Below are 26,601 nucleotides of genomic sequence, written 5' to 3' on the forward strand. Positions count from 1 at the left end.
CCAAATCCGTATACATTATTGACAAGTATACCATTATAGTATATAATCAACGCATCAGATGGTTCATGGCATGACGCAGAGAATACCCGATGGTTTTGTGACACCGGCTGACAGTGGTCTGTCAGCCGCAGAAAGGAGCGGCAAGGCTATGAAGGACAGGATGATATTTCGTTGCAACGCGTGTGAAGACTATGTGATAGAGTCCAAAGACGGCGATTCCTATCTGGATTGTTGTGGCCGCAGCCGTGTCAAATTGGCTGTCAATTCTACCGACGCTTCTTTGGAAAAACATCTGCCGGTCTTGGAACAGGTGGATGGCAAACTGGTAGTGCATGTTGGTAAAACGGCGCACCCCATGTCCGCAGAACATTTTATCGACTGGATTGGGCTGGAGATTGATGGAGTGCTGCATTCCACCATCCTCAACCCGGGGGAGGCTGCCCGGGCTGTGTTTGAACCAGCTTCTTTTTTGCAGGAAGACACTTCCGGTAAAATGACTAGACCCCATAAAGAGTCAGCCACAGCTTCCTGGTCGCTGAAAAATAAAAAAGTCACTGTATATGCACATTGCAATTTGCACGGGCTTTGGAAAACAGATGGCTGACCGTCGTTTGCGAAGAATTTTACCTATAGCATACAAGGATGTAGCAAATACCCTGTAAAATACCAAAGCAGCCAACATCAAAAAGGTGTTGGCTGCTTTGGCGTTTTGATTTATAAAGAGGTTGTGATGCAACTTCGGTTTTTGATGATGAAACCGTTTAATTACTGCTCATTTGTTTTTGCCGATAGAGCAAAAGTGAGATGGCACAAAATGCGACGGCAAAAGCAACTTGGATGAGTACATCCTGTATGATGGGCGTAACAGAGGAAACGGTGAATACCGACAGGCTGTCTATGGTATCAACGGCGCGTACATACCAGTAGGCCGGCAGAAAATGGGCCGCGTTCAGCACACTGCTGCTTAACATGTCTTGCGGAATGAATACGCCGCACAGGAAACTCATACCAAGCGTGACCACATTGGAGGCGGCACTAGCAGCTTGGTCGGTTTTGACCAGATTGCTTACCAAAAAACCGATTCCCAGACCGACAAGCATGACGGCCAGAGAATTGACAAGGTAGAGTAATGCGGCTGTTGCATTTAAAGAATGGATGTTCATGGCGATCCCCAGACCGCACATGATAGCCCAGACGACCAAACCAAAAGTCGAGACCGCAAGCATCTGCTGTATATTGGTGGATACCCCCGCAATGGGCGCGCACAGGTTGCGCCGGCGCAGGTCCGTTTTCTGGAATGTAAACAACACCGTGGATGTGGATAAAATCAAAATTGCAATGAGCGCGTAAACCAGATATCGGAAATAGTAAGCAGCAGTGCTGGTAGTGTCCTTTTGCCCAAATGTGTGCAGGCTGACCGTTGACTGTTTTTGCAAGGTGGCGCTTACCTGCGTGGCGATTTGCTCTTCTGACAGGTTTGGCAGGCTTTGTGCATAGAGGTTTGCCAGATTGAGATAACGGTTGACGAGGTAATCTGTATAAATACTGCTGGTGCTATCCGACCGTGAGGAACGGCTGATTTTTGCCGTACCGCTCGTCAGATCTTTGGAGAACCCGGACGGGATGCGCAGAATGCTGTCCGCCTGATAAAAGAAAAGAGCATCCTGTATCGCACGCTTGTTGTCTGGGACGGAAACCAACACCGCGTTCTTGGCAAGGTAGTCTTTTAGCCCTGCGGAGATCGCGGAATTGCCGTCATTGTTATAAATAACAACATTGCTTTTGGTCGCGGTAAAGTTCATGATGCCGCTGCCGTTGTTCAGTTTGGAAAGCATTATAGCCAAAGCCAGGAAGATGAACAGGTAGATGAACAACGCGGGCAGGCGCTTCCAAATCACTTGAAAGCAGGTTTTATAGACTCTCATATTTCTGCCTCCTCAACGCGAAATAGATGATGGCAAAAAATATGCCGGAAATAACAAACAGCAGCCCGACGTTGCGCAGATACTGGCCGGGGGTATCATAGTAATACAGAGAATAGAATGCATTGGCAGTCAGGGCAGCAGGGTTGATGCGGTTCAAAAGGGGTATATGAGTTTCGATAATATAAATCATTTTGTTGTACATCAGGCCGGACAGGAAAGAAAGGAGCATGGACAGGCCTATTAGAATGGCCATCTTCAAGCCCTCACCGATTTTGAGTGCCGCACCGACGACCGCCCCAAAGAGGACTCCCGCCATCGAACCCGCAAAACACGCGAGCAGGATATAGCCGGTTTGGGAACCAAACTGCACGTTCAACGCAAATCGCATGTAGCCGACCAGCAGGAAAACACCTGCCGTTTGCACCGTGAGTGCGGCGCAAAGGGATGCGAAAAATACGCGGGTCTTATGCACCGGCGCCATGTTGACGCGTGCGCCCTGCATGGTCTGGTTGGCTTGTACGGCATTGATTTCCCGCAGGCCCCAAAAGCTGCCGTACATGCAGGCCATGGCAATCAGCGCATAGAAATAGGTCACGGAGGCTTTAGGTGTGGTTTTGCTCAATGACACCGTGCGGATAAACGCCTGCGTTTTCACCTGCATGGCGGTACGCATAGCGGCTGGGTTTTGCGTGGCGATATCCTTGTATGCCGCAGTGTATTGCAGATATTCGTCCACAAATGATTTGAGGATGGTTTGCCCCGTGTTGCTTTCTTTTACAATGACCTGCATATTTTCATCCGAATCGCTCGGCAAAATGTATCCGTCTATTTTGTTATTTTTCAGTGCATCGTCGGCCTGCGCTTGAGACAAAAGCTGCACCTTGAACAGCGCTTTTGTTCCATTGGCTTGTTTGCTGCCAACACTCTGGATGGCTTGCTGGAACGATGTATCCTGCTGATAGGCCGGATTGTTGACCACCGCAATCGGGATTTCGGAGAACATATCCGACTTGCCGATGTTTGAAAATGCCATGGAGAAAAACGTGGCCAGCACCAATGGGAAGATGATCGACCAAAAGAGATTGGAGCGGTCGCGCAGTTGGCACTTCAGGCGGTGTGTGTAGATATGTGCGAACATATGCTTTTCTCCTTTCAGTCGCGCAGCTGCTTGCCGGTAATCTCCAGAAATACGTCGTTGAGTGTGGGCAGTTCACAATAGATACGTCCATAATCAATGTCGTGTGCCTTCAAATAGTCAAGCACTTCCGGCAGATTGCTGCGCCCCTGTTCGGATTTTACTGTCAATGTCCCGTTCTCGTAGGAAGCGTCTGTCACACGCGGCAAAGCGCGCAGGGCTTCCACCTGTATAGCGGGCGCGCCGATGATTTCCGCTACAATCTTTTCACCGGTTTTGATGAGTTGCCGCAGTGAGTCGGTGGTGCCGGTGGCAATGATCTTCCCTTTATCCATAATGGCGATGCGGGTGCAGATCTGCTCGACTTCTTCCATGTAGTGCGATGTGTAGATGACGGTCGCGCCCTGCCGGTTCAGTTCCTGGATACCCTCCAAAATCTTGTTGCGGCTCTGCGGATCAACCGCTACGGTTGGTTCATCCAGAATGATGAGCTTCGGTTTGTGTGCGATACCGCAGGCGATGTTCAAGCGACGGAGCAGACCGCCGCTCAATTTTTTCGGATAGAATTTTTTGAAATCCTCCAGCCCGACAAACGCGATGGCTTCGTCCACCAGTCTGGCGCATTCCTTTTTATCTTTGATGTACAGGCCGCAAAAATAGTTGATGTTGTCATAGACTGTCAGTTCGTTGAACACCGCCACGTTTTGAAAGATGACACCAATATCCCGCTTGATGTCGTAAGCATCCGGACGCATTGGTTTGCCGAAAATACGGATATCCCCTTTGCTGTACTGCAGCAAAGACAGGATACAGTTGATAGAGGTTGATTTACCCGAGCCGTTCGGGCCCAGCAGACCGAAGACTTCACCTTCCGCTACCTCCAGATTGAAATGGTCGAGTGCGACAAGATCGCCGTACCTCTTGACCAGATTCTTGACTTCTACTACCATGCCGTTCTCCTCCGTTTTGATTTTGCGCGTTGGCTTATTACATAAAGAGTATAGCATGGAGGGCCTTGCCTATACAGTGTCACTCCTCCTATCTTGGCATGACAAATGTCACAGAGGTGCCAGTCGGTTGAAACGCAAGTGGACGCTGCGTTGACAGCAGCCTGTGTACAATACATAATATTTTAAAAATGTAAAGTGATTTATGGCGGCTTGACAGCAGGGCCATCGAGGGGATATACTATTTCTATCATTAAAAAATGGGAGTTGGAAAAATGCGCAATTTTCTTGCTGAATGAATCAGGTACAGGAAATACACAGTGGTGAAACCGCTTGTTTTGTTGTGCTTATGCAAGAAAGTTGTTGTATTCTCTCACTCTTAAAAACGCAAGGGGACACATATCTGTTCAGGTGTTTCCTCTGTATTTTTGGGCTGCAAGAATCCGCTTTCTTGCAGCTCATTGTTGTATACGGAGGTAACATCCATGTCATTAATCAGTATTTCCAATTTGACTTTTTCCTATGAGAACAGTTTTGATAATGTCTTTGAAAATGTTTCGTTTCAGATAGACACTGATTGGAAATTGGGCTTTACCGGCCGCAATGGCCGTGGCAAGACTACTTTTCTAAATCTGTTGCTGGGTAAATATGAATACAAAGGCACGATCTCGACAAACGTTGATTTTGAGTATTTTCCTTTTTTGGTGCCGGATAAATCCCAGAACACAGCACATGTCATTGAGAGCATTGACAGCGGCTATCCATATTGGAAACTTGCGCGTGAATTGTCCATGATGGGTATCTCTGAGGAGGTGCTGTACCGCCCTTTTTGCACATTAAGCAATGGGGAGCAGACGAAGGTGCTTTTGGCGGCGCTTTTTCTCAAGAAAAACAGTTTTCTGCTTATTGACGAGCCTACGAATCATCTGGACATGGCTGCAAGGGAGTTGGTAAGTAGTTATCTGAACAAGAAAAAAGGATTTATTCTTGTTTCGCATGACCGCGTGTTTTTGGATGGTTGTATTGATCACATATTATCTATAAACAAGGATACGATCGATATTCAAAAGGGTAACTTTTCTTCTTGGTGGGAGAACAAACAAAGGCAGGATAATTTTGAACTTGCCGAAAATACAAAATTAAAAAAAGACATCAAACACCTGCATACCGCAACAAAACGGACGGCTGAATGGGCGGACAAAGTCGAGCGTACTAAAATAGGATTTGTTCCAGGCAAAACAGAGAAAAACATAGCGAGAAGGTCGGCTATCGGCGAAAAATCAAGAAAAATGATGCAGCGCAGCAAAAGTATCCAGCACAGGCAGCAGGCGGCGATTGCAGAAAAGGCAGAGCTTCTTCATAATATCGAAAGCGCTGAAAGCCTGAAAATATCACCGCTTTCCTATCACGCAGACAGGCTTGTCACACTGGAACATGTATCTGTTCTTTATGGCGGCAAAAAGGTGGTCGCCGATGTAAGCTTTACCATTGAGCAGGGTGACCGGATTGCAATCTGCGGAAAAAATGGCTCCGGAAAATCCAGTATTTTAAAATTAATTCATGGAAAAATGATTGAATTCAGCGGTCATTTTAAAAGAGGAAACAATCTTGATATATCCTATGTTCCGCAGGATACTTCATTTTTGGAGGGAAGTCTTTCGGCCTTTGCGGCGGAAAACGGTTTGGATGAGAGCCTTTTCAAAGCAATCTTGCGCAAACTGGATTTCAGCCGTATACAGTTTCAAAAAGATATGCACGATTTCAGTGGCGGTCAAAAGGAAAAGGTTCTGATAGCGAAAAGCCTTTGTGAAAAATCACATTTATATATCTGGGACGAACCTCTGAATTACATCGATATCTTTTCTCGTATCCAAATCGAGCAGCTTTTAAAATCCTGCCGTTCAACGATTTTGTTTGTGGAACATGATCGCTCTTTTATTGAAAACATTGCGACAAAAATCATTACGCTGTGAGTTGTCGCCAGACAATATGGAGAGTTATTGTGCGTCTGCGCCGCCCTCCTCACTGTGGCGGGATACGTCCGCTTGTACATTATGTGTGGATATGCTACTATTTGAGCAGAAGAACAAGGGAGGAGCGGCAATGAACCGTCTGCTGGATAAAGGGGTGCTGTTCCTGCTGTGCGCCATCTGGTATCTGGAAAATGTCTGGAACACGTATTCTGTGGTGCCTGTGCTGCTTGCCGTGATCGTTGGCGCCGCCTTGAGTTTATGCGGGAAAGAAAACTTGAGAAGGCTTCTGTTTGTCTTTTATCTGGTGCTCTGCCTATTTATGCCGCCTGCCGTCTATTTTCTACCGCTTATTTGTTATGATATCTTTTTTGGCGGCAAACGCTGGCTGTTTTTGCTGGCTTTGATTCCGTTGGGTGCCGTATGCAGGCTGGGTGACACCAGTCTGTTTGCGTGGATTATCTTGTTCGGAGTAGTTTCCTATTTTATGCGGCGCCGCACCAAGGCATTTGAAGCGTTGCTCGCACAAGCTGCGACTATGCGAGACAGTGCAAAAGAGATGGAACTGGATCTGGTGCAAAAAAATCACAGATTGCTGGAAAAGCAGGAATACGAGATCCGCTTGGCGACATTGACCGAACGCAACCGTATCGCGCGGGATATCCACGACACGGTGGGGCATCTGCTTTCCAGTGCCATTTTGCAAATCGGCGCGCTGCTCGCTGTTACCCGGGAAAGCGCCCTGCAAAATAATCTACAGACGCTCAAAAAGACATTGTCGCGCGGGATGGACAGTATCCGTGCCGATATCCACAACCTGCACGACCAGTCGCTCGACCTGCGGATGGAGGTGGAACGGCTGACGGATGCGTTCCGTTTTTGTCCGGCTGAATTGCAATACGATGTAGACAACAATCCGGCAAACACTGTTCAGATTGCGCTGCTTTTTGTGCTGAAAGAAGCACTTTCCAATATTATGAAGCATTCCGATGCGACAGCCGTGCATATTCTATTACGGGAACACCCGGGATTTTTTCAGCTCATCGTGCAGGATAACGGTCATGTCCCGGCCGGTGTGCAGTATACAGGCCTTGGTCTGCAAAACATCACCGAACGAGTGGAAAGCCTGAACGGTCGGGTGCGTTTTGGCGGCGGCAATGGATTTACCGTGTTCGTGACCATCCCAAAAGGAGACGTAATATGACCGTGTTGATTGTGGATGACGACCCGTTGGTCAGCATGTCTCTCAAGACCATTGTGGAAGCCGACGACGATATCACTGTCTGCGGCACGGGAAACTGTGCGGCAGAAGCTGTGCGGTTATATGTGCAGCTGCATCCCGATATCCTGCTGATGGATATTCGCATGGGAAGTGAGACAGGACTGGATGCAGGCAAAGAAATCCTGCGGAATGAAGCGGATGCCCGTATTCTGTATCTGACCACTTTTGCAGATGACGATTACATCATTGAGGCGCTGCGTATCGGTGCGAAAGGGTATCTGCTCAAGCAAAAATTTGAATGCATCGTACCCGCATTGAAAGCCGTAAATGCAGGGCAAACGGTATTTGGCGAAGATATAACTGCCAGGATTCCTTCTTATTTTGGGAATGTGCGGCCGGATTTCACGGCATACGGCCTGACGGAACGAGAAAGTGGTTTGCTTGAGTTTATAGCGGAAGGACTGAGCAACAAGGAAATTGCCACCCGCGTTTTCTTGAGTGAGGGCACTGTGCGCAACTGTGTGAGCACTATGCTGGAAAAATTGCATTTGCATGGGCGCACGCAGCTTGCGGTTTTTTATTATAAATGCGGACGCGGTCAGTAAAAACTGATATTTTTGGACAGATTAAAAGGAGAAGCTTTGATGAAATGGGATGCCAGCCAGTATCTGAAATTTGAACGCGAACGTACGCAGCCGTCGATCGATCTGGCTATGCGTATTGCGCTGCCGGACCCGCAGCGTATTTTGGATATCGGCTGCGGACCGGGCAACAGCACGCGTGTGCTGAAAGAGCGGTTCCCCAACGCGGATATCCTTGGTATCGACAGCTCTGCCGAAATGGTGAAATCTGCCCGGGAAACACATCCGGATCTGCGGTTTGACGTGCTGGATGCAGGCAGCCGGTTGAGTGAACTGCCCGGTAATTTTGATGTCGTGTTTTCCAATGCTTGTATCCAATGGATTCCCGATCATCCGCATCTGCTGCGGAACATGTTAGGGCTGCTGCGCACAGGCGGTGTGCTGGCCGTTCAGACTCCGATGAATTATGAGGAACCGATTCATCAGATTGTTATGGAGATAGTTTCCAGTCCGCAATGGCAGGATGCATTTTTGCATCCGCGCGTTTTCTATAATTTAAAGCAGAATGAATATGTGGATCTGCTCGCCGAATTTGCGGCAGATTTTACTGTGTGGCAGACGACCTATCTGCATATCTTGCATTCTCATGCAGATATTCTGGAATGGTATCGCGGCACGGGTTTGCGCCCCTATTTGTCCGTTTTGCCGGAAGAGCGCAAAATGGATTTTGAACAGGAAGTTTTTCGGCAAATCAGAGAGCGGTATCCCAAACAGAAGAATGGGGATGTTGTTTTCCGTTTTCCCCGTTTCTTTTTTGTAGCTATTGCGTGATGATACAGGCGACAGGAGGTACATGAAGATGGATGAACAAAATAAGACGTCCGATGCCCGCAAAATTTGGCTGGCGGGCGGTTGTTTTTGGGGCGTGGAAGCGTTTTTCAGGCACATTCCAGGGATAGTCCATGCGACTGCCGGGTATGCAAACGGGCACACCGAGCATCCGCGTTATGAAGAACTTTCGGTGACGGGGCACGCGGAAACGGTCGAAGTGCAGTACGATCCAGAACAGGTTTCCCTGACGGCGCTGCTGTGTTTCTTTTTTCGTATCATTGACCCGACTGCTTACCATCGGCAGGGTGGGGATGTGGGTAACCAGTATCGCTCCGGCATCTATTACCGTGATGAGGTCGACCTGCCCGTCATTCAAAAAACCGTCGCACGGGAACAGCATAAGTATAAACAGCGTATCGTTACAGAAGTGGAACCGCTAAACGGCTTTTATCCTGCGGAATCGTACCATCAACAGTATCTGGAAAAGAACCCGGGCGGATACTGTCACATCGACATGAGCTTGATTGTTCCAGCACATGGGGAGTGGAAACCGGAAAACATGCAGGCTCCCGTCAAGGAAACGCTTAGGCAAACGCTACCCGCAATGTCATATACTGTCACACAGGAAAACGGGACGGAGCCGCCCTTCCAAAATGCGTATTGGGACAATGAAGAACCGGGAATTTATGTAGACATCCTGACTGGCGAACCGCTTTTTGCCACCACCGACCAGTTTGCATCTGGCTGTGGGTGGCCCAGTTTCACCCGGCCGATCAGCGGTGCGAATCTTCAAGAGAAAACAGATACCAGCCATGGAATGCTGCGCACAGAGGTGAAAAGTGGGAAAGGAAGCGTACATTTGGGACATGTGTTTGACGACGGCCCCAAAGAGGATGGCGGCCTTCGATATTGCATCAACAGCGCCGCACTGCGTTTTGTTCCCTGTGCGGAGATGATACGGCTGGGATATGGCGCTTATCTGCATGTTGTGCGGTAAGGAAAGACCTATTTTGCTATATAAGACGGAGGACTTGCAGTAGTCTTTTTGCAAGCAACCCAAATCGCTTTTTATTGATAAGTTGAGGAGTGATCAAGATGCCCAAATTGTCAAATCCTGCATTTAGAGAAGATGTTTTAAAAAGGGTTCACCAGGAAGATGGATATGAAGCGCTCACCATAAAGGGCACGGCGAATAAAGCCATTTTTCTTGCGGTGCTGCTGGTTCTCAGCGGTGCATTTACTTTCCTTTCCGTATCTGCCGTATCTTACGGACTGTTGATTGGCTTAGTAATAATCGGCACAGCCCTAAGCATCATCACCATTTTTGCACCGAAGGCCGCATTCATCACAGCCCCTGCGTATACGATCGTGGAGGGTTTGTTGCTTGGTATCATCTCTAAAATCTACGCGGGTCTTTACAACGGAATCGTATTCGATGCCATTGTAATGACGGTGGCCATTTTGGGTATTAGCCTGTTTTGTTTTCGGGCTGGATTGATAAAAGTTACACGTCGGTTCCGTACTGTCGTCTTAACAGCTACCGGTGGAGTTGCCGCTATTTATGTGATTGATCTTATCATGAGGTTTTTCAACTATCAAGTCCCATTTTTGAATGACACCGGTTGGATTGGCGTCCTGGTGAGCATTGTTATTGTTTTTATCGCTTCTCTTAATTTCTTTTTGGATTTTCAAAATATCACCGACGCAGAGAAATACGGGGTTCCAAAATATATGGAATGGTATTTCGGGTTTGGAATCATTTTAACACTGGTTTGGCTCTATCTGGAGGTCTTGAGGTTGATTTCAAAAATACGCAATTGATTTACGCACACATTACATTTTTATGCTCAGAATGCGTCGTTTCTTCTCCTCCTCTTTTTTGGTCAGAATCTTTGCTATACTGATTTGCTCGGCGGAAGGCCGCAGAGCCAGCGGAAGCATTATGACCTTAACAGAAAGCCCGTCCGGTTTTCCGGACGGGCTTTCTGTGTGAAAAACAGTTTATAGGACCAGCGTAGGCGGTGTATAAATGCGTGTTGCCAATTCCGCATCCAGGCTGTAAAGCCCTTTGGTGTCGTTGGCGAATAAGTCATATCGCTTGATGACATCTTCTATGTTTTTTTCCTCTTCACCCTGTTCTTTGACAAACCAGTCTAAGAACTGTGTGGTACGGAAATCCTTGGCGGCTAAAGCGGCATCATAGATGTTATGAATGCGGGAAGTGACTGCTAATTCATGCTCGTATGCGGCTTTCAGCGGCGCGTCGAACGTTTTGTATTGGGAAACGACGGCATGTACCTCTGGAAGCTTGACAGTTGCGCCGTTGTTGAGCAGGTATTGCACCATCAACATGGCGTGGTCACGTTCCTCCTGGGTCTGGATTTGAAACCAGTTGGCAAATCCGTTTAGATTTTTGTCCGCGTAATACACGTGAATGCCAAGGTAGATGTAAGCAGAAAAGAACTCATAATTGACTTGATCCTCGATCAAGGCTTGGATTTCAGGTTTCAGCATATCGTTCACTCCTTGTAATAAATTGTCCACAGTATATCACCTTTTGCTGTATTGTACCAGAGTCCTTATGCTGTGTACGCAAAATTGGGTAAGCAAAAAATCAGACGGCGGTGTATCCTGCTTCTGTGATGGCGGCTTTGATGGTTTCAAGATTGACCTTCTGGTCGTCATATTCCACTGTGGCACGCTTGTCTTCCAAATCGACTTTCACTTTTTTGACGCCATCAAGATCCTTAACTGCCTCGGACACCGCTTTGACACAATGCTTACAGCTCATACCATTGACTGTGATATCCTCTTTGATTTTCATATAAAATACCTCCTTGTTAAGATAAACCCTCGTTTAAACCTGTATGCAGATACAGCAGATTGGTTTGCATTCATCTCGCCGTGGGCTTATACCGCCGCAGGCTGAGAGAATTGGTTACGACTGAGACGGAGCTGAATGCCATGGCAGCGCCTGCAATCATGGGGTTGAGAAACCCGAGTGCGGCAAATGGGATGCCCACGGCATTGTAAAACAATGCCCAGAACAGATTTTGCCGAATCTTGCGCATGGTGCGGCGTGATAACTCTATGGTCTGCGGGATGGATTCCAGATTGCCGCGTATCAAGGTGATATCGGCGGCCTCGATGGCAATATCGGTACCGGTTCCCATGGCGATGCCAATGTCGGCAGTAACCAAAGCGGGTGCATCGTTGATGCCATCGCCTACCATAGCTACTATTTTACCCTGTTTGCGCAGATTTTCAACCACGCTTGCCTTATTTTCCGGCAGAACTTCTGCCGTCACATGAGTGATGCCAGCTTGTTTGGCGATGGCGGCGGCGGTGCGGGTGTTGTCGCCAGTGAGCATATAGACGTCTATCCCCATTGCGTGAAGTTGCTCGACAGCCTGTTTTGAGCCATCCTTGATGGTATCGGCTACCGCGATCACAGCGAGAACCTGTTTTTCATTGGCAAGCAGCATAGCGGTTTTGCCGTCTTTCTCAAAACCTTCCATGATGGTCGTAGCAGCAGAAATGTCCAGCCCCGCCTCACGTATGAGCGAACGGGTGCCCACCAGCAGATGGCGTTGTTCCACCATGGCTATAATTCCCTTGCCTGGTACAGCTTCAAACGCATCGGGGTAGGGGAGGACTGCCTGTTTGGAAGCGGCTTCAACAATGGCCTGCCCGAGTGGGTGTTCGGAATTTTTCTCGGCAGCGCCTGCAAGCCGCAGGGCCTCTGATTCCGTGAGGCCAAATGGGACAACATCGGTCACCTCAGGGCGTCCTTTGGTGACTGTGCCTGTTTTATCCAGCACAATGGTGTTGATTTTTCCGGCGGTCTCCAGAAATTCGCCCCCCTTAAACAGGATGCCGGCAGATGCGCCAATGCCTGTGCCCACCATGATTGCAGTCGGTGTGGCGAGGCCCAGCGAACAAGGGCAGGCGATGACCAGCACCGCCACGGCGCTGATGATAGCAGACGTAAAGTCCCGTGTGATTAGAAAATGTAACAGAAAGGTGATAAGCGCGATGCCAAGCACAACCGGGACAAAGATCCCTGATATTTTATCCGCGATTTTTTGGATGGGCGCCTTGGAGCCTTGTGCATCCTCAACCATTTTAATAATTTGTGCCAATGCCGCGTCTTTGCCTACGCGCGTGGCTTCGAATCGGAAAGTACCAAATTTATTGATGGTTGCGCCGATGACGGCATCGCCTATAGTTTTGTCTACCGGAAGGCTCTCACCGGTTACCATGGATTCATCCACCGCCGAATTGCCTTCCAGTATTCTTCCATCTACCGGTATTTTTTCACCGGGACGGACGAGTACTGTGTCGCCCGCGACCACGTCCGCTACAGGGATGTCACATGTTTCACCGTCACGCAATACACGTGCGGTTTTGGCCTGTAAGCCCATCAGCTTTTTGATGGCGTCGCCGGTTCGGTTCTTGGCCGCCGCCTCAAAATATTTTCCAAGCAGAATGAGTGTGATAATGACAGACGACGTCTCAAAATACAGATGGGGCATGCCCACGTTCATCCCAGTCATTTGGGTATGGGGCCATACCCAAATGACATTGTACACACTGAACAGATAGGCGGCAGAGGTGCCAAGTGCGACGAGCACGTCCATGTTTGCGCTGCGCGAGCGGAGCGCAAGAAATGCGTTTTTGTAGAACCGCCAGCCAATACCAAGCTGAACGATGGTTCCCAGCAATAATTGGAGAATGGGACTTTGCAAGCCGTGGAGCCCCAGCATTTCAAGTATCATACTGATAACAAACGGAGCGGTTAGAACAATGGATGCTGCCAGAGTGATTTTGAGTATGCGCAGTTGCCGATTTCGCGCATGTTTTTCCTTGTCCGCCGAATGCGCGTCTTCCTTGATAGCGCCATAGCCGATGGCTTTGACGGCTTTGATAATAGATGTCGTGCTGGTTTTTTCGGGGTCAAATTCTACAGTCGCTTTTTCGGTGGCAAGATTGACTGCGGCAGTCACGCCATCCAGCCCGTTGAGCTTCTTTTCGATGCGTGCGGAGCACGCGGCACAACTCATACCTGTAATGGCATAGGTTTCTTTCACAGTCATGTTGTCCTCCTGCTTGTTCACTGGGATATTGAATAGGAAGTTTGTTTCCGAACGGTTATGGTATACTGAAAAGGTGTTGTTTATGAATTCTATATTAAGCCATTCTAATGCATACGTCAAGTGATAATGATATGAAACCCATCATATTTTCCCTGCTGCATTGATGGGCTTTGTTTTTTGTTCGGCAGGTGTATGCAGATATAAAAATGCCCACGGAAAGAAAAATTTGCTTCCCGTGGGCATTGCCCATTTCATATGATATTTATGCTGTTTTATGCAAAGAAAGAGTTGACAGCCATTATAAATGGTTGTATAATATAGTACTGTATCTTAATGGCTTTTTCAGCATATGTTCCATTTACGTATCTGACATAGACATTATAGCATATGTGTTTTCAATGTTCAATAGTCCTGCATGTTATTTGCAGACCTTTCTTTTCCGCAAAGTGCTTGTCTCAAAACGATGTCACAGCGGTTTTTGCGCGACTGAAGTCAATCAAATGAATGGAGTGGTAGAATATATGGTGAATGTAAAGCCTGTGCAGCTTGGCAAGAACGTCCGCATGAGCTTTGCGCAGATCAATGAGGTGCTGGATATGCCAAACCTCATCGAAGTGCAAAAAAATTCTTACCAGTGGTTTCTCGGCGAAGGTTTAAAAGAGGTATTTAAAGACGTATCTGCCATCACTGATTTTACCGGGAACCTTGTGCTCGATTTTGTAGATTATACAATAGAAAACCAGCCAAAGTACGGCATTGAAGAGTGCAAAGAGCGCGATGCCACGTACGCAGCCCCCATGCGGGTGCGTGCACGCCTAATCAACCGCGAGACCGGCGAAGTGAAGGAACAGGAAATCTTCATGGGAGATTTCCCGCTGATGACCGACAGCGGCACGTTTGTTATTAACGGCGCGGAACGTGTGATTGTTTCCCAACTTGTGCGTTCGCCTGGTGTGTATTATGGAATGCAGCACGACAAAACTGGGAAAAAGCTCTTTTCTGCCACCGTTATACCGAACCGCGGTGCGTGGCTTGAATACGAGACCGATTCCAATGATGTGTTCTATGTGCGCATCGATAAAAACCGCAAGATTCCGGTTACGGTGTTCGTCCGTGCGCTGGGACTTGGTTCTGATGCCGAGATCCTTGACTTTTTTGGTGACGATGACCGTATCAAGAGTTCTATTGAAAAAGACAACACCAAATCTATCGAAGAAGGTTTGATGGAGGTCTACCGCAAGTTGCGTCCAGGTGAACCGCCCACAGTGGAGAGTGCCCAGACCCATATTAACACACTGTTCTTCGACCCCCGCCGGTATGATCTTTCGCGCGTGGGACGATACAAATACAATAAGAAACTGGCCATTGGCAACCGTCTTGCAGGGTGTACGCTTTCCCGTCCTCTTGCGAACCCGCTTACTGGTGAGATTATAGCCGACGCAGGCGATACTCTCAATCGCGCGAAGGCAATGGAGATTGAGCGTGCGGGTGTGGATACTGCTTTTGTGCAGGTGCTGGATCGCGAAGTCAAGGTGATTTCCAACGGAATGGTGGATGCCGCGGCATTTCTGCCGTTTGACCCGGAGACCTGCGGTATTCGGGAAAAAGTCCGCTTTTCCGTATTGCGGGAGATCCTTGATACCTGCGAGGGCGAAGATGCACTGAAAAACGCTGTTGCGGAGCGCATGGACGACTTGATACCCAAGCATATCATTGTTGACGATATTTTCTCCTCCATTAATTACCTGAACAATCTTGCCAACGACATCGGCGTGATTGACGATATCGACCATTTGGGCAACCGCCGTATCCGCAGTGTGGGTGAACTGCTCCAAAACCAGTTCCGCATTGGATTTTCCCGCATGGAACGTGTCATCCGCGAGCGTATGAACCTCCAGTCGCAGGATATTGATACTATCACGCCGCAGTCGATCATCAATTCCCGCCCCGTTATGGCATCCATTAAAGAATTTTTTGGATCTTCACCATTGTCGCAGTTTATGGATCAGACCAACCCACTGGCGGAATTAACGCACAAACGCCGCCTGTCTGCCCTTGGACCGGGCGGTCTGTCCCGTGACCGCGCGGGATTCGAGGTTCGTGATGTGCATTACACGCATTATGGACGCATGTGCCCGATCGAGACCCCTGAAGGCCCGAACATTGGTTTGATTTCCTATTTGGCTTCGTTTGCGCGCATTAACGAATATGGATTCATTGAAGCGCCTTATCGCAAGGTGAATAAAGAGAACGGGGTTGTCACCAACGAGGTGGTCTATATGACTGCCGATGTGGAAGATGGCTACACGGTCGCGCAGGCAAATGAACCGCTTGACGAGGAAGGCCGATTTGCACGTCCCAAAGTTGCCGCTCGTCACCGCGATGGAATTCTGGAAATCGAACGGGAAAAAATCGATTTTATGGATGTGTCGCCTAAGATGGTGGTTTCTGTCGCCACGGCAATGATTCCGTTCCTTGAGAATGATGACGCCAACCGTGCATTGATGGGTTCAAACATGCAGCGGCAGGCCGTTCCGCTGCTGCGCACAGATTCGCCCATCGTCGGCACCGGTATGGAATATAAAGCCGCAGTCGATTCCGGTGTGTGTGTGCTTGCCAAAGAAGAAGGCGTGGTTGAACGTGTGACGGCTACAGAAGTGGTCATCCGCACCGATTCCGGCCGTCTGGACAATTATCACCTCATCAAATTCCTGCGTTCCAATCAGGGCACCTGCTTTAACCAACACCCGATCGTCCACCGTGGTGAACGTGTGGTCAAAAAGCAGGTGTTGGCGGATGGCCCTTCCACCAGTCAAGGCGAGATCGCACTGGGACGCAATGTTTTGATTGGGTTCATGACGTGGGAAGGCTACAACTACGAAGATGCTGTCCTGCTTAACGAACACTTGGTCATGGATGATGTATATACGTCCATTCATATTGAGGAATACGAGCTTGAAGCGCGCGACACCAAGCTGGGGCCTGAAGAAATTACCCGTGATATCCCGAACGTGGGCGAGGATGCGCTGCGTGATTTGGATGAACGCGGTATCATTCGTGTCGGCGCCGAAGTACACGCGGGCGATATCCTTGTGGGCAAGGTCACTCCGAAAGGCGAGACTGAGTTGACCGCTGAGGAACGTCTGCTGCGCGCTATCTTCGGTGAAAAAGCACGCGAGGTGCGCGATACGTCCCTGCGTGTGCCGCATGGTGAGTATGGCATCGTGGTGGATATGAAAGTCTTCACCCGTGAAAACAGCGAAGAACTGAATCCGGGCGTGAACATGGTGGTGCGTTGCTACATCGCTCAAAAGCGTAAGATCAGCGTGGGCGACAAGATGGCCGGACGTCATGGCAACAAGGGTGTCGTTTCCCGCATTCTGCCCGCAGAAGATATGCCGTTCCTGCCGGACGGTACCCCGCTTGATATTGTGCTCAATCCGCTGGGCGTGCCTTCCCGTATGAACATCGGGCAGGTGTTGGAAGTGCATCTCGGATATGCCGCCAAGGCACTGGGCTGGAAAATCATGACGCCGGTTTTCGATGGCGCGCATGAAGGGGATATTGCCGACTGCCTGCGGGAGGCTGGATTGCGCGAAGACGGCAAATGCCAGCTTTACGACGGTCGTACCGGCGATGCATTCGACAATCCCGTCACTGTTGGCTATATGTACTTCCTTAAACTGGCCCATCTGGTCGATGATAAAATCCATGCCCGTTCCACAGGTCCGTATTCGCTGGTTACGCAGCAGCCGCTTGGTGGTAAAGCCCAGTTCGGCGGACAGCGTTTTGGCGAGATGGAGGTCTGGGCGCTGGAGGCTTATGGGGCGGCCTATACCTTGCAGGAGATCCAAACGGTTAAATCCGATGATGTGGTTGGCCGTGTGAAAACTTACGAAGCTATCGTCAAAGGACAGAACGTACCGCGCCCGGGTGTTCCGGAAGCGTTTAAGGTGCTTATCAAAGAGCTCCAGTCGCTGGGTCTTGATATGAAAGTGCTCGACAAGAATCATGAGGAAATCGATCTGAAAGACAACTTTGACGATGACGATATTGGGCTGGGACGTGTGGACGATCAAGCATTTTCTGATGTGGCTGTAGACAGTGAACTGGAAGCAAGCTTCAAGATCGGGGAACCGGAGGCGGATGCGGAATCGACAGATGCCGACACCCTTGATTTTTCCATACTGAATACGGATGACAGCCACGACGACGCGTAAGTTTGTTCGCACAGCTATTTCCATGCAGTTAACCCATACTGCCCATAATCATTGGACGGAAAATAAACGAGAATATTGCACTTTGTGACGGTGGGACTGCCGTACAGACTGCATGTAAGAGAACCAGATTATTGTACGAATCGGTTCAATCAGTCAGCATAACTGGGAAGGGGACGGCGCAATTTGGAATTCAATGTTTTCGATACCATCAAGATCGGTCTTGCCTCGCCGGATAAAATTTTGGAGTGGTCCCATGGGGAAGTCAAAAAACCGGAAACCATCAATTATCGTACCCTGAAGCCGGAGCGGGACGGTCTGTTCTGCGAACGCATTTTTGGGCCGACAAAGGATTGGGAATGCCATTGCGGCAAATATAAGCGTATCCGTTATAAGGGCAAGATTTGCGAGCGGTGCGGCGTGGAAGTCACTCGCTCCAAGGTGCGCCGTGAACGTATGGGCCACATCGCGCTGGCCGCACCGGTTTCCCACATTTGGTATTTCAAAGGCATTCCGTCCCGCATGGGACTGATCCTTGACCTGTCGCCCCGTTTGCTGGAAAAGGTGCTGTATTTTGCGTCCTATATTGTGGTAGATCCCGGCAATACGCCACTTGAAAAGAAGCAGTTGCTCACCGAAAAAGAATACCGCGACATGCGGGAAAAATATGAAGACGATTTCAAAGCTGGTATGGGCGCCGAGTGCGTTAAAGAACTGCTGGCCGAGATCGATCTCAACAAGTTGGGCGACGAATTAAAGGCGGAATTAAAAACCTCCTCCGGCCAGAAAAAAGTCCGTATTCTCAAGCGCCTGGAAGTCGTGGAAGCATTCCGTAATTCCGGTAATCGACCGGAGTGGATGATTCTCGACGTGGTGCCGGTTATCCCACCCGATCTGCGCCCGATGGTGCAGCTTGACGGTGGCCGGTTTGCCACATCCGACTTAAATGACCTGTACCGCCGGGTTATCAACCGGAACAACCGGCTCAAACGACTGTTGGAGCTTGGGGCACCGGATATTATCGTGCGTAACGAAAAACGTATGCTGCAGGAAGCTGTAGATGCGCTAATTGATAACGGCCGCCGCGGTCGCCCTGTTACCGGTCCGAACAACCGCCCGCTCAAATCCCTTTCTGATATGCTGAAAGGGAAGCAGGGTCGTTTCCGCCAGAACCTGTTGGGCAAACGTGTTGATTACTCTGGCCGTTCGGTTATCGTCGTTGGTCCTGAACTCAAATTGTACCAGTGTGGTCTGCCCAAAGAAATGGCTCTTGAACTGTTCAAGCCATTTGTAATGAAGCGTCTGGTCGAGACCGGTACTGCCAGCAATATTAAGAGCGCTCGCAAAATGGTCGAGCGTGCCAAGAATGAAGTGTTCGATGCGCTTGAGGAAGTCATAAAAGGACATCCCGTACTGCTCAACCGCGCGCCGACTTTGCACCGTCTGGGTATACAGGCGTTTGAACCGGTTCTTGTTGAAGGTCGCGCACTCAAACTGCACCCATTGGCTTGCACGGCATACAATGCCGACTTTGATGGTGACCAGATGGCTGTGCATGTGCCGCTCTCCACTGAGGCGCAGGCGGAAGCTCGATTTTTGATGCTGGCCGCAAACAACTTGCTCAAACCGTCTGACGGTCGTCCAGTAACGGTGCCGACGCAGGATATGGTGCTTGGTTCCTATTATCTGACACTTATCAAACCCAATGAACCGGGTGAAAATAAAGTTTTCCGCGACAAGAATGAGGCACTGATGGCCTATGCCGAGGGTGTCGTGGGGCTGCATGCGCCTATTAAGGTACGTGTGAGCGGAAAAGTGAATAGCAAACCTGCTACACGCATTATTGATGCAACGGTCGGCCGTATTATTTTCAATACTCCCATTCCGCAGGATCTTGGCTATGTAGACCGCACGCAAGAAGGACACGAGTTGGACTTGGAAATTGCGTTCTTGGCCGGCAAAAAGGAATTGGGCAAAATTATTGAAAAATGCATTAAAGTGCATGGTACGTCGGTTACCGCTGCGGTGCTTGACCGCATTAAGTCACAGGGCTACAAATATTCTACCCGCAGCGCCTTGACCATTGCGGTTTGTGACGCAACCATTCCGCCGCAGAAAAAAGAATTGATTGACGAGGCGGAAGCGAAAATCGAAAATGTCCTGAAAAAATTCCGCCGCGGTTTGTATTCCGACGAAGAACGTTTTGACAATGTCATTAAAATTTGGGATGAGACGACCAAAAAGGTTGCCAATGCGCTCAATGACAATCTGGATCGTTTTAACCCAATTTATATGTTTGCCAATTCAGGTGCCCGTGGTTCGTTCAACCAGATTCGTCAGCTCGCCGGTATGCGCGGTTTGATCGCCAACACATCCGGCCGCACGATCGAGGTTCCGATTCGCGCCAACTACCGCGAAGGCTTGAATATTCTGGAATATTTCGTGTCTTCCCGCGGTGCGCGCAAAGGTTTGGCTGATACCGCGCTTCGTACCGCCGACTCGGGCTATTTGACCCGCCGGTTGGTTGATGTTTCTCAGGAAGTTATTATCCGTGAGGAAGACTGCGGGACACATGAGGGCATTGAAGTTTACGCTATCAAAGACGGCAACGAGATGATTGAGCCTTTGACGGATCGTCTGGTAGGCCGGTATCCTTCAGAGGATATCCACGACCCAATCTCGGGCGAATTGCTGGCTGACCGCGATACGATGATCAATGATGCGGCTGCGGCTAAGATTGTCAAATCCGGACTCACGGAAGTTAGGATTCGTTCGGTGTTGACCTGCGGCGCAAAGCATGGTGTTTGTGCGCGCTGTTACGGTGCGAACCTTGCCAACGGCGAGGCGGTATGTGTGGGTGAAGCTGCTGGGATTATTGCCGCACAGTCCATCGGTGAACCCGGTACGCAGTTGACCATGCGTACATTCCATACCGGCGGTATCGCAAGCGCTGAGGATATCACACAGGGTCTTCCGCGTGTCGAGGAACTATTTGAGGCGCGTAAACCAAAACATCTTGCAATCATATCCGAAATCGAAGGTATCGTCAGTTTACACGAGGATAAACGTGGTCGGTCGGTTAACGTGACCGATGCAGAACAAAATGATGTCCGCTCTTACTCTGTACCGTATGGTTCGCGCATTCATGTGGTCGAGGGCCAGCGCGTACAAGCGGGTGACTTGCTTACGGAGGGTTCGGTAAATCCGCATGATATTTTGGCAATCAAAGGTGCTAAAGGTGTGCAGGATTATTTGATACAGGAAGTACAGCGCGTCTACCGGATGCAGGGCGTGGATATCAACGATAAGCATATTGAGGTCATCGTGCGTCAGATGATGCGCAAGTTGCGGGTTGAAGACGAAGGCGATACAGAGTTGCTGCCGGGTGTGTTGATCGATCGCATGGAATTGGATGCGGAAAACGCCAAAGTGCGCGCCCACATCGAAGCCGGTGAAAAAGATCTGCGCCAGGCAACTGCCAGCGCTACACTGCTTGGCATTACCAAAGCGTCCCTTGCAACCGAATCATGGCTGTCCGCTGCGTCTTTCCAAGAGACAACGCGCGTGTTGACCGATGCAGCCATCAAAGGCAAGGTAGATCCGTTGTTGGGCTTGAAAGAAAACGTCATTATCGGCAAACTGGTCCCGGCCGGTACCGGCATGAAGTGCTATCGTGATGTGGAAATTGAGCCGGACGAGGAAGCGTAACAGGCATTACTGTTTGTGCGATAAGAGAACGTATGGCAGACGTCGGGATTGGATTCCTATTATCGAAATGCGAAAAATTACAGTTCTGATAGGGAAATGCTTGACAGTATGCCAAATAGCATGATATAATGAGTACTTGTGTGGGCGGCCATGTTGCAAAGCACGGTCGCCTCTGCATGTGTGCTGGAAAACAGACGGGCAAGTGCCCGTTTTCCCTGTTGTGGGCATTGTTTCCATGCCGCAGACAACTATTCTATGAGGAGGTGCAATATGCCAACCTTTAATCAGTTGGTGCGCAAAGGCAGAGAGGTCTCTATTAAAAAGGCGAAGGCGCCGGCGCTTTTAAAAGGTCTAAACACCAAAAAGCACGTCGCCATTGACCAGGAGTCGCCTCAAAAGCGCGGTGTGTGCACGGCAGTCAAGACCATGACACCAAAGAAGCCGAACTCGGCGCTTCGCAAAATTGCGAGGGTTCGTCTGACGAACGGCATCGAAGTCACGTCGTATATCCCCGGTATCGGCCACAACCTGCAAGAGCATAGTGTGGTGTTGATCCGCGGCGGTCGTGTCAAGGATTTGCCTGGTGTGCGTTACCACATCATCCGCGGTACGCTTGACGCGCAGGGCGTCGCAAAGCGTATGCAGTCCCGTTCCAAGTACGGCGCAAAACGCCCGAAGCCGGGAGCAGCAGCCGGAGCGGCCAAGAAGTAATTTGAACGTAACAAGTGCCAAGCAGGGCAGTTTTTATATACAGGGCGCGCAAGCCATCCCTTGTATCGAAACGCCTTTGCCGCACCGCGAAAGGGTAGATTTTCTACCGCTTTCGAGTACCTGTGAATTCATTATGTGAAGGAGGGAAGCGAAGTGCCAAGAAGAGGCTCCGTTTCTATGAGGGATGTCCTGCCCGATCCGCTTTATCATTCTAAGCTGGTCACCAGACTCATCAACAATATTATGGTTGATGGGAAAAAGGGCGTTGCACAGAGAATCGTATATGACGCTTTCGAAATCATCAAGGAAAAAACCGGGAAAGATGCCCTTGAGGCTTTTGAAGCTGCAATGGAAAATATCATGCCGGTTTTGGAAGTCAAAGCCCGTCGTGTGGGCGGTGCTACCTATCAGGTTCCAATGGAAGTGCGTCCAGAACGCCGCCAGACTTTGGGCTTGCGGTGGCTGACCACTTATTCGCGCGCTCGTAGCGAAAAAACCATGCGGGAACGTCTTGCCAACGAAATTATGGATGCTATCAACAATGTTGGTAACTCCGTGAAGAAGAAGGAAGACACCCATAAAATGGCTGAAGCCAATAAGGCTTTCTCACATTACAGGTGGTAATCTCCTGTTTTGTGGCCTTGCATAATCGAAGGAAGAACGAAAGGAGGACGCTATGCCAAGACAAGTATCCCTTGAAAAGACCCGCAATATTGGCATAATGGCCCACATCGACGCCGGAAAAACCACCACGACCGAACGTATCCTGTTTTATACAGGTATCACGCATAAAATCGGCGAGGTTCACGAAGGTGAGGCGACGATGGACTGGATGGAGCAGGAGCAGGAACGTGGTATTACCATTACGTCTGCTGCAACGACCTGTTTCTGGAAGGATCATCGTATCAATATCATCGATACACCGGGGCACGTGGATTTCACCGTTGAGGTGGAACGTTCCTTGCGTGTTTTGGACGGCTCGGTTACCGTGCTGGCTGCCAAAGGCGGCGTGGAACCGCAGTCTGAGACGGTGTGGCATCAAGCAAACAAATACAATGTTCCCCGCATGGTCTATATCAACAAGATGGATACCATGGGCGCTGATTTCTATAGCTGCATTGAGCAGATGCTTGACCGCTTGAAATGCAACGCTGTTCCCATCCAGCTTCCTATCGGTTCCGAAGATACCTTCAAAGGCATCATCGACCTTATGGAGATGAATGCTGATGTCTATTATGACGATTTGGGCAAGGACATGCGCGTGGAGGAAATTCCGGCCGACTTGAGAGAGAAAGCTGAAGAATACCGCCATGCCATGGTGGAAGCCATAGTAGAGACCGACGAAGGACTCATGGAAAAATACCTGGAAAACCAGGAAATTTCCAAAGAAGAACTGAAACAGGCGCTGCGCAAAGCGACTATCAGCAACGAGATCGTACCTGTCACCTGCGGTACTTCCTATAAGAACAAAGGTGTGCAGAAATTACTTGATGCTGTGATCGACTACATGCCGGCACCGACCGATATTCCAGCCATCAAAGGTACTCTTCCCGGCACGGATGAGGAAACAGACCGCCACGCGTCAGACGATGAACCGTTTTCTGCGCTGGCGTTTAAAATTGCGACCGACCCGTTTGTTGGGAAACTCTGCTTTTTCCGTGTCTATTCGGGCACAGTAAACGCAGGTTCTACCGTCTATAACTCTACTAAAGACAACGACGAGCGCATGGGGCGTATCCTTCAGATGCACGCCAACCATCGTCAGGACTTGGATACGGTATACGCGGGTGATATCGCCGCCGCAGTTGGTTTGAAAAACACTACGACTGGTGATACACTTTGCGATGAGAAGCATCCGGTTATTCTGGAATCCATGGAATTCCCTGACCCGGTTATTCGTGTGGCTATTGAGCCGAAAACGAAAGCCGGTCAGGAAAAGATGGGTATCGCACTTGCTAAGCTGGCTGAAGAAGACCCGACATTTAAAACCTATACGGATGAGGAAACCGGGCAAACGATCATCGCTGGTATGGGTGAGCTCCATTTGGAAATCATCGTTGATCGTATGCTTCGCGAGTTTAAAGTGGAGGCCAACGTAGGCGCTCCCCAAGTTGCGTATAAAGAGACCATTCGCAAAACTGTCGACATCGACAATAAATATGCGCGCCAATCTGGTGGACGTGGTCAGTATGGTCATGTCAAGATCAAGATGGAGCCGAACGAGTCCGGTAAGGGCTACGAATTTGTGAATGGAATCGTGGGCGGCGCAATCCCCAAGGAATATATTCCGGCGGTTGATTCTGGTATCCGAGGTGCCATGCAGACGGGTGTGCTTGCCGGCTACAATGTGGTCGATGTTAAAGTAACACTGTATGACGGTTCCTACCACGAAGTTGACTCTTCGGAAATGGCATTTAAAATCGCTGCTTCCATGGCTTTTAAAGAGGGTATGCGTAAAGCTGATCCCGTTTTGTTGGAACCGTTGATGAAAGTGGTCGTTGTCGTGCCAGAAGAATATATGGGCGATGTTATTGGCGACTTGAACTCCCGTCGCGGACAGATCCAAGGCATGGAATCCCGCAATGGCATGCAGCAAATCACTGCATTTGTGGCTTTGGCGGAAATGTTTGGTTACTCGACTGACTTGCGTTCTAAAACACAAGGGCGTGGTCAGTATTCGATGGAACCGGATCATTATGCAGAAGTTCCGAAAAGTGTGCAGGAGAAGATTATCACTGCCCGCAACAAAAAAGGGGAATGAATTCACTCCTAACGTGATTTTTGCTTGCATTTCACTGCCCGAGTTGCTAAAATGAATCTATAAATTTGGGTCGAAAGTTACTGCTTGATTTGTAAGAATAAAAGGAGGACAAACTCACATGGCAAAAGCGAAATACGAGAGAACAAAACCGCATGTCAACATTGGTACCATTGGTCACGTCGATCATGGTAAAACTACCTTGACAGCTGCAATCACCAAGGTGTTGGGCTTGAAAGGCGACGCGCAATATCAGGCATATGATCAGATTGACAAGGCTCCGGAAGAGCGGGAGCGCGGTATCACCATTAACACGGCACACATTGAGTATGAAACCGAAAAACGGCATTATGCTCACGTTGACTGCCCGGGTCATGCCGACTATGTTAAAAATATGATTACCGGTGCCGCGCAGATGGACGGTGCAATCCTTGTTGTGTCCGCTGCCGATGGCCCCATGCCGCAGACCCGTGAGCACATCCTGCTGGCCCGCAATGTTGGCGTGCCGTATATCGTTGTGTTCATGAACAAAGTTGATCAGGTTGACGATCCGGAACTGCTCGACCTTGTCGAGATGGAAGTGCGCGAGTTGCTTTCCAACTATGACTTCCCGGGCGACGATGTGCCAATCATCAAAGGCTCTGCTCTGCAGGTTCTTGAGAGCACATCCACCGATCCCAACGCTCCAGAATACAAATGCATTCTGGACTTGATGGATGCAGTCGATGAATATATCCCGACTCCGGAACGGAAGAGCGATCTGCCGTTTTTGATGCCTGTTGAAGATGTCTTCACCATTACCGGTCGTGGTACTGTTGCCACCGGTCGTGTGGAGCGTGGACAAATTAAAGTCGGCGAAGAAGTTGAGATCATCGGTCTTACCACCGAACGGAAGAAAACCACCGTTACCGGTTTGGAAATGTTCCGTAAAGTGCTTGACTTTGCTGAGGCCGGCGACAACGTTGGCGCATTGCTTCGCGGTGTGCAGCGTGCAGACGTGGAACGCGGTCAGGTTCTTTGCAAACCGGGCACGATCCATCCGTACACCAAATTTTCTGGTCAGGTCTATGTCCTTTCCAAAGAAGAGGGCGGCCGTCACACAGCATTTTTCAACAACTATCGCCCACAGTTCTACTTCCGTACCACGGACGTGACTGGTGTCGTGGAGTTGCCGGAAGGTACCGAGATGTGCATGCCTGGCGACAATGTTGCCATGGATGTGGAACTGATTACTCCGATTGCTATCGAAGTAGGTCTGCGTTTCTCCATCCGTGAGGGTGGCCGCACAGTCGGTTCCGGTATGGTTACTGCTGTTAAAGACTAATATCTCATTTTTCTATAAGCAATAACTATAAATGTCAAGATCCCCCAATCGTACAATCATACGGTTGGGGGATCTTTTATATGGGGCGGCCTAGATTGTAATTGTATCGGTGTTAAGCAAAAACGGTAAAATCTTTTTTATTACATTCTGTACCTGTGGCTTTACAGAATATATAC

At 49.4% G+C, this 26,601-nt stretch carries 19 protein-coding genes; 13 read left to right on the top strand and 6 right to left on the bottom strand.

Annotated features, from left to right (window positions below; translation table 11 throughout):
- Nucleotides 1-148 precede the first annotated feature (148 nt).
- On the top strand, nt 149-604 hold the full coding sequence (locus ABF463_RS02515) for a desulfoferrodoxin family protein (protein WP_415531965.1): 456 nt from the start codon (nt 149-151) through the stop codon (nt 602-604).
- A gap of 157 nt (nt 605-761) precedes the next feature.
- On the opposite strand, the gene ABF463_RS02520 is transcribed toward ABF463_RS02515, so the two are convergent.
- From ABF463_RS02520 to ABF463_RS02530, 3 genes are read right to left on the bottom strand one after another with little or no spacing between them, the layout of a single operon-like run.
- The gene (locus ABF463_RS02520; RefSeq protein WP_415531966.1) at nt 762-1,925 is read right to left on the bottom strand and encodes an ABC transporter permease; all 1,164 of its coding nucleotides are present in this window, start codon (nt 1,923-1,925) and stop codon (nt 762-764) included.
- Nucleotides 1,912-3,063 (bottom strand): ABC transporter permease, encoded by a 1,152-nt coding sequence (locus ABF463_RS02525; RefSeq protein ID WP_415531967.1) that lies wholly within the window; start codon nt 3,061-3,063, stop codon nt 1,912-1,914. Before ABF463_RS02525 ends, ABF463_RS02520 begins: the two co-directional genes overlap by 14 nt.
- Nucleotides 3,064-3,077: 14 nt before the next feature.
- Nucleotides 3,078-4,010 (bottom strand): ATP-binding cassette domain-containing protein, encoded by a 933-nt coding sequence (locus ABF463_RS02530; protein WP_415531968.1) that lies wholly within the window; start codon nt 4,008-4,010, stop codon nt 3,078-3,080.
- Between the two features lie 482 nt (nt 4,011-4,492).
- Here ABF463_RS02530 and abc-f point away from each other — a divergent pair, with 482 nt between their 5' ends.
- The 6 genes from abc-f (at nt 4,493) to ABF463_RS02560 (ending at nt 10,432) form a co-directional block, all read left to right on the top strand.
- Entirely contained in the window at nt 4,493-5,980 is a 1,488-nt protein-coding gene (gene abc-f, locus ABF463_RS02535; RefSeq protein ID WP_415531969.1) for a ribosomal protection-like ABC-F family protein, read from the top strand.
- Nucleotides 5,981-6,110: 130 nt separating this feature from the next.
- Nucleotides 6,111-7,181, top strand: a complete 1,071-nt coding sequence (locus ABF463_RS02540) for a sensor histidine kinase (protein WP_415531970.1) — start codon at nt 6,111-6,113, stop codon at nt 7,179-7,181.
- On the top strand, nt 7,178-7,804 hold the full coding sequence (locus ABF463_RS02545) for a response regulator (RefSeq protein ID WP_415531971.1): 627 nt from the start codon (nt 7,178-7,180) through the stop codon (nt 7,802-7,804). Before ABF463_RS02540 ends, ABF463_RS02545 begins: the two co-directional genes overlap by 4 nt.
- A 39-nt stretch (nt 7,805-7,843) precedes the next feature.
- Nucleotides 7,844-8,611 carry a methyltransferase domain-containing protein gene (locus tag ABF463_RS02550; RefSeq protein WP_415531972.1) on the top strand — a complete coding sequence of 256 codons (768 nt, stop codon included), beginning with the start codon at nt 7,844-7,846 and terminating at the stop codon, nt 8,609-8,611.
- A gap of 28 nt (nt 8,612-8,639) precedes the next feature.
- Nucleotides 8,640-9,608 (top strand): peptide-methionine (R)-S-oxide reductase MsrB, encoded by a 969-nt coding sequence (msrB, locus tag ABF463_RS02555; protein ID WP_415531973.1) that lies wholly within the window; start codon nt 8,640-8,642, stop codon nt 9,606-9,608.
- 98 nt (nt 9,609-9,706) lie between these two features.
- Nucleotides 9,707-10,432, top strand: coding sequence for a Bax inhibitor-1/YccA family membrane protein (locus ABF463_RS02560; RefSeq protein ID WP_415531974.1), 726 nt, complete (start codon nt 9,707-9,709; stop codon nt 10,430-10,432).
- 180 nt (nt 10,433-10,612) lie between these two features.
- On the opposite strand, the gene ABF463_RS02565 is transcribed toward ABF463_RS02560, so the two are convergent.
- The 3 genes from ABF463_RS02565 to ABF463_RS02575 all read right to left on the bottom strand — a co-directional run bounded on the left by ABF463_RS02565 (nt 10,613) and on the right by ABF463_RS02575 (nt 13,707).
- A complete protein-coding gene (locus ABF463_RS02565; RefSeq protein ID WP_415531975.1) occupies nt 10,613-11,125 on the bottom strand; it encodes a ferritin in 513 nt (170 codons plus the stop codon).
- A gap of 100 nt (nt 11,126-11,225) precedes the next feature.
- Nucleotides 11,226-11,435 carry a heavy-metal-associated domain-containing protein gene (locus ABF463_RS02570; protein ID WP_415531976.1) on the bottom strand — a complete coding sequence of 70 codons (210 nt, stop codon included), beginning with the start codon at nt 11,433-11,435 and terminating at the stop codon, nt 11,226-11,228.
- A 70-nt stretch (nt 11,436-11,505) separates the two neighbouring features.
- Nucleotides 11,506-13,707, bottom strand: coding sequence for a heavy metal translocating P-type ATPase (locus ABF463_RS02575; protein WP_415531977.1), 2,202 nt, complete (start codon nt 13,705-13,707; stop codon nt 11,506-11,508).
- A gap of 521 nt (nt 13,708-14,228) precedes the next feature.
- On the opposite strand from ABF463_RS02575, the gene rpoB reads away from it, so the two are divergent.
- The 6 genes from rpoB to tuf all read left to right on the top strand — a co-directional run bounded on the left by rpoB (nt 14,229) and on the right by tuf (nt 26,425).
- On the top strand, nt 14,229-17,927 hold the full coding sequence (gene rpoB / locus ABF463_RS02580; RefSeq protein WP_415531986.1) for a DNA-directed RNA polymerase subunit beta: 3,699 nt from the start codon (nt 14,229-14,231) through the stop codon (nt 17,925-17,927).
- Nucleotides 17,928-18,110: 183 nt separating this feature from the next.
- Nucleotides 18,111-21,632 carry a DNA-directed RNA polymerase subunit beta' gene (gene rpoC / locus ABF463_RS02585; protein WP_415531978.1) on the top strand — a complete coding sequence of 1,174 codons (3,522 nt, stop codon included), beginning with the start codon at nt 18,111-18,113 and terminating at the stop codon, nt 21,630-21,632.
- Nucleotides 21,633-21,902: 270 nt separating this feature from the next.
- A complete protein-coding gene (gene rpsL, locus ABF463_RS02590; protein ID WP_415531979.1) occupies nt 21,903-22,343 on the top strand; it encodes a 30S ribosomal protein S12 in 441 nt (146 codons plus the stop codon).
- A 153-nt stretch (nt 22,344-22,496) separates the two neighbouring features.
- Nucleotides 22,497-22,967, top strand: coding sequence for a 30S ribosomal protein S7 (gene rpsG / locus ABF463_RS02595; protein ID WP_415531980.1), 471 nt, complete (start codon nt 22,497-22,499; stop codon nt 22,965-22,967).
- Nucleotides 22,968-23,019: 52 nt separating this feature from the next.
- Nucleotides 23,020-25,104 carry an elongation factor G gene (gene fusA, locus ABF463_RS02600; protein ID WP_415531981.1) on the top strand — a complete coding sequence of 695 codons (2,085 nt, stop codon included), beginning with the start codon at nt 23,020-23,022 and terminating at the stop codon, nt 25,102-25,104.
- A 118-nt stretch (nt 25,105-25,222) separates the two neighbouring features.
- Complete coding sequence (gene tuf, locus ABF463_RS02605) at nt 25,223-26,425, top strand: elongation factor Tu (protein ID WP_415531982.1); 1,203 nt, start codon at nt 25,223-25,225, stop codon at nt 26,423-26,425.
- The last annotated feature ends 176 nt before the right edge of the window (nt 26,426-26,601 follow it).

Origin of the sequence: Ethanoligenens sp. (assembly GCF_047718355.1) — a bacterium.
Classification (GTDB): Bacteria; Bacillota; Clostridia; order Oscillospirales; family Ethanoligenentaceae; genus Ethanoligenens.

Excerpts from the sequence above, each read along its gene's own strand:
- ABF463_RS02575 (WP_415531977.1), bottom strand. The coding sequence starts at position 13,707 with ATGACTGTGAAAGAAACCTATGCCATTACAGGTATGAGTTGTGCCGCG.
- rpsL (WP_415531979.1), top strand. The coding sequence starts at position 21,903 with ATGCCAACCTTTAATCAGTTGGTGCGCAAAGGCAGAGAGGTCTCTATT.
- msrB (WP_415531973.1), top strand. The coding sequence starts at position 8,640 with ATGGATGAACAAAATAAGACGTCCGATGCCCGCAAAATTTGGCTGGCG.
- ABF463_RS02530 (WP_415531968.1), bottom strand. The coding sequence starts at position 4,010 with ATGGTAGTAGAAGTCAAGAATCTGGTCAAGAGGTACGGCGATCTTGTC.
- rpoB (WP_415531986.1), top strand. The coding sequence starts at position 14,229 with ATGGTGAATGTAAAGCCTGTGCAGCTTGGCAAGAACGTCCGCATGAGC.
- ABF463_RS02515 (WP_415531965.1), top strand. The coding sequence starts at position 149 with ATGAAGGACAGGATGATATTTCGTTGCAACGCGTGTGAAGACTATGTG.
- ABF463_RS02560 (WP_415531974.1), top strand. The coding sequence starts at position 9,707 with ATGCCCAAATTGTCAAATCCTGCATTTAGAGAAGATGTTTTAAAAAGG.
- abc-f (WP_415531969.1), top strand. The coding sequence starts at position 4,493 with ATGTCATTAATCAGTATTTCCAATTTGACTTTTTCCTATGAGAACAGT.
- ABF463_RS02545 (WP_415531971.1), top strand. The coding sequence starts at position 7,178 with ATGACCGTGTTGATTGTGGATGACGACCCGTTGGTCAGCATGTCTCTC.
- ABF463_RS02525 (WP_415531967.1), bottom strand. The coding sequence starts at position 3,063 with ATGTTCGCACATATCTACACACACCGCCTGAAGTGCCAACTGCGCGAC.
- ABF463_RS02540 (WP_415531970.1), top strand. The coding sequence starts at position 6,111 with ATGAACCGTCTGCTGGATAAAGGGGTGCTGTTCCTGCTGTGCGCCATC.
- ABF463_RS02550 (WP_415531972.1), top strand. The coding sequence starts at position 7,844 with ATGAAATGGGATGCCAGCCAGTATCTGAAATTTGAACGCGAACGTACG.
- ABF463_RS02565 (WP_415531975.1), bottom strand. The coding sequence starts at position 11,125 with ATGCTGAAACCTGAAATCCAAGCCTTGATCGAGGATCAAGTCAATTAT.
- ABF463_RS02570 (WP_415531976.1), bottom strand. The coding sequence starts at position 11,435 with ATGAAAATCAAAGAGGATATCACAGTCAATGGTATGAGCTGTAAGCAT.
- ABF463_RS02520 (WP_415531966.1), bottom strand. The coding sequence starts at position 1,925 with ATGAGAGTCTATAAAACCTGCTTTCAAGTGATTTGGAAGCGCCTGCCC.
- fusA (WP_415531981.1), top strand. The coding sequence starts at position 23,020 with ATGCCAAGACAAGTATCCCTTGAAAAGACCCGCAATATTGGCATAATG.
- tuf (WP_415531982.1), top strand. The coding sequence starts at position 25,223 with ATGGCAAAAGCGAAATACGAGAGAACAAAACCGCATGTCAACATTGGT.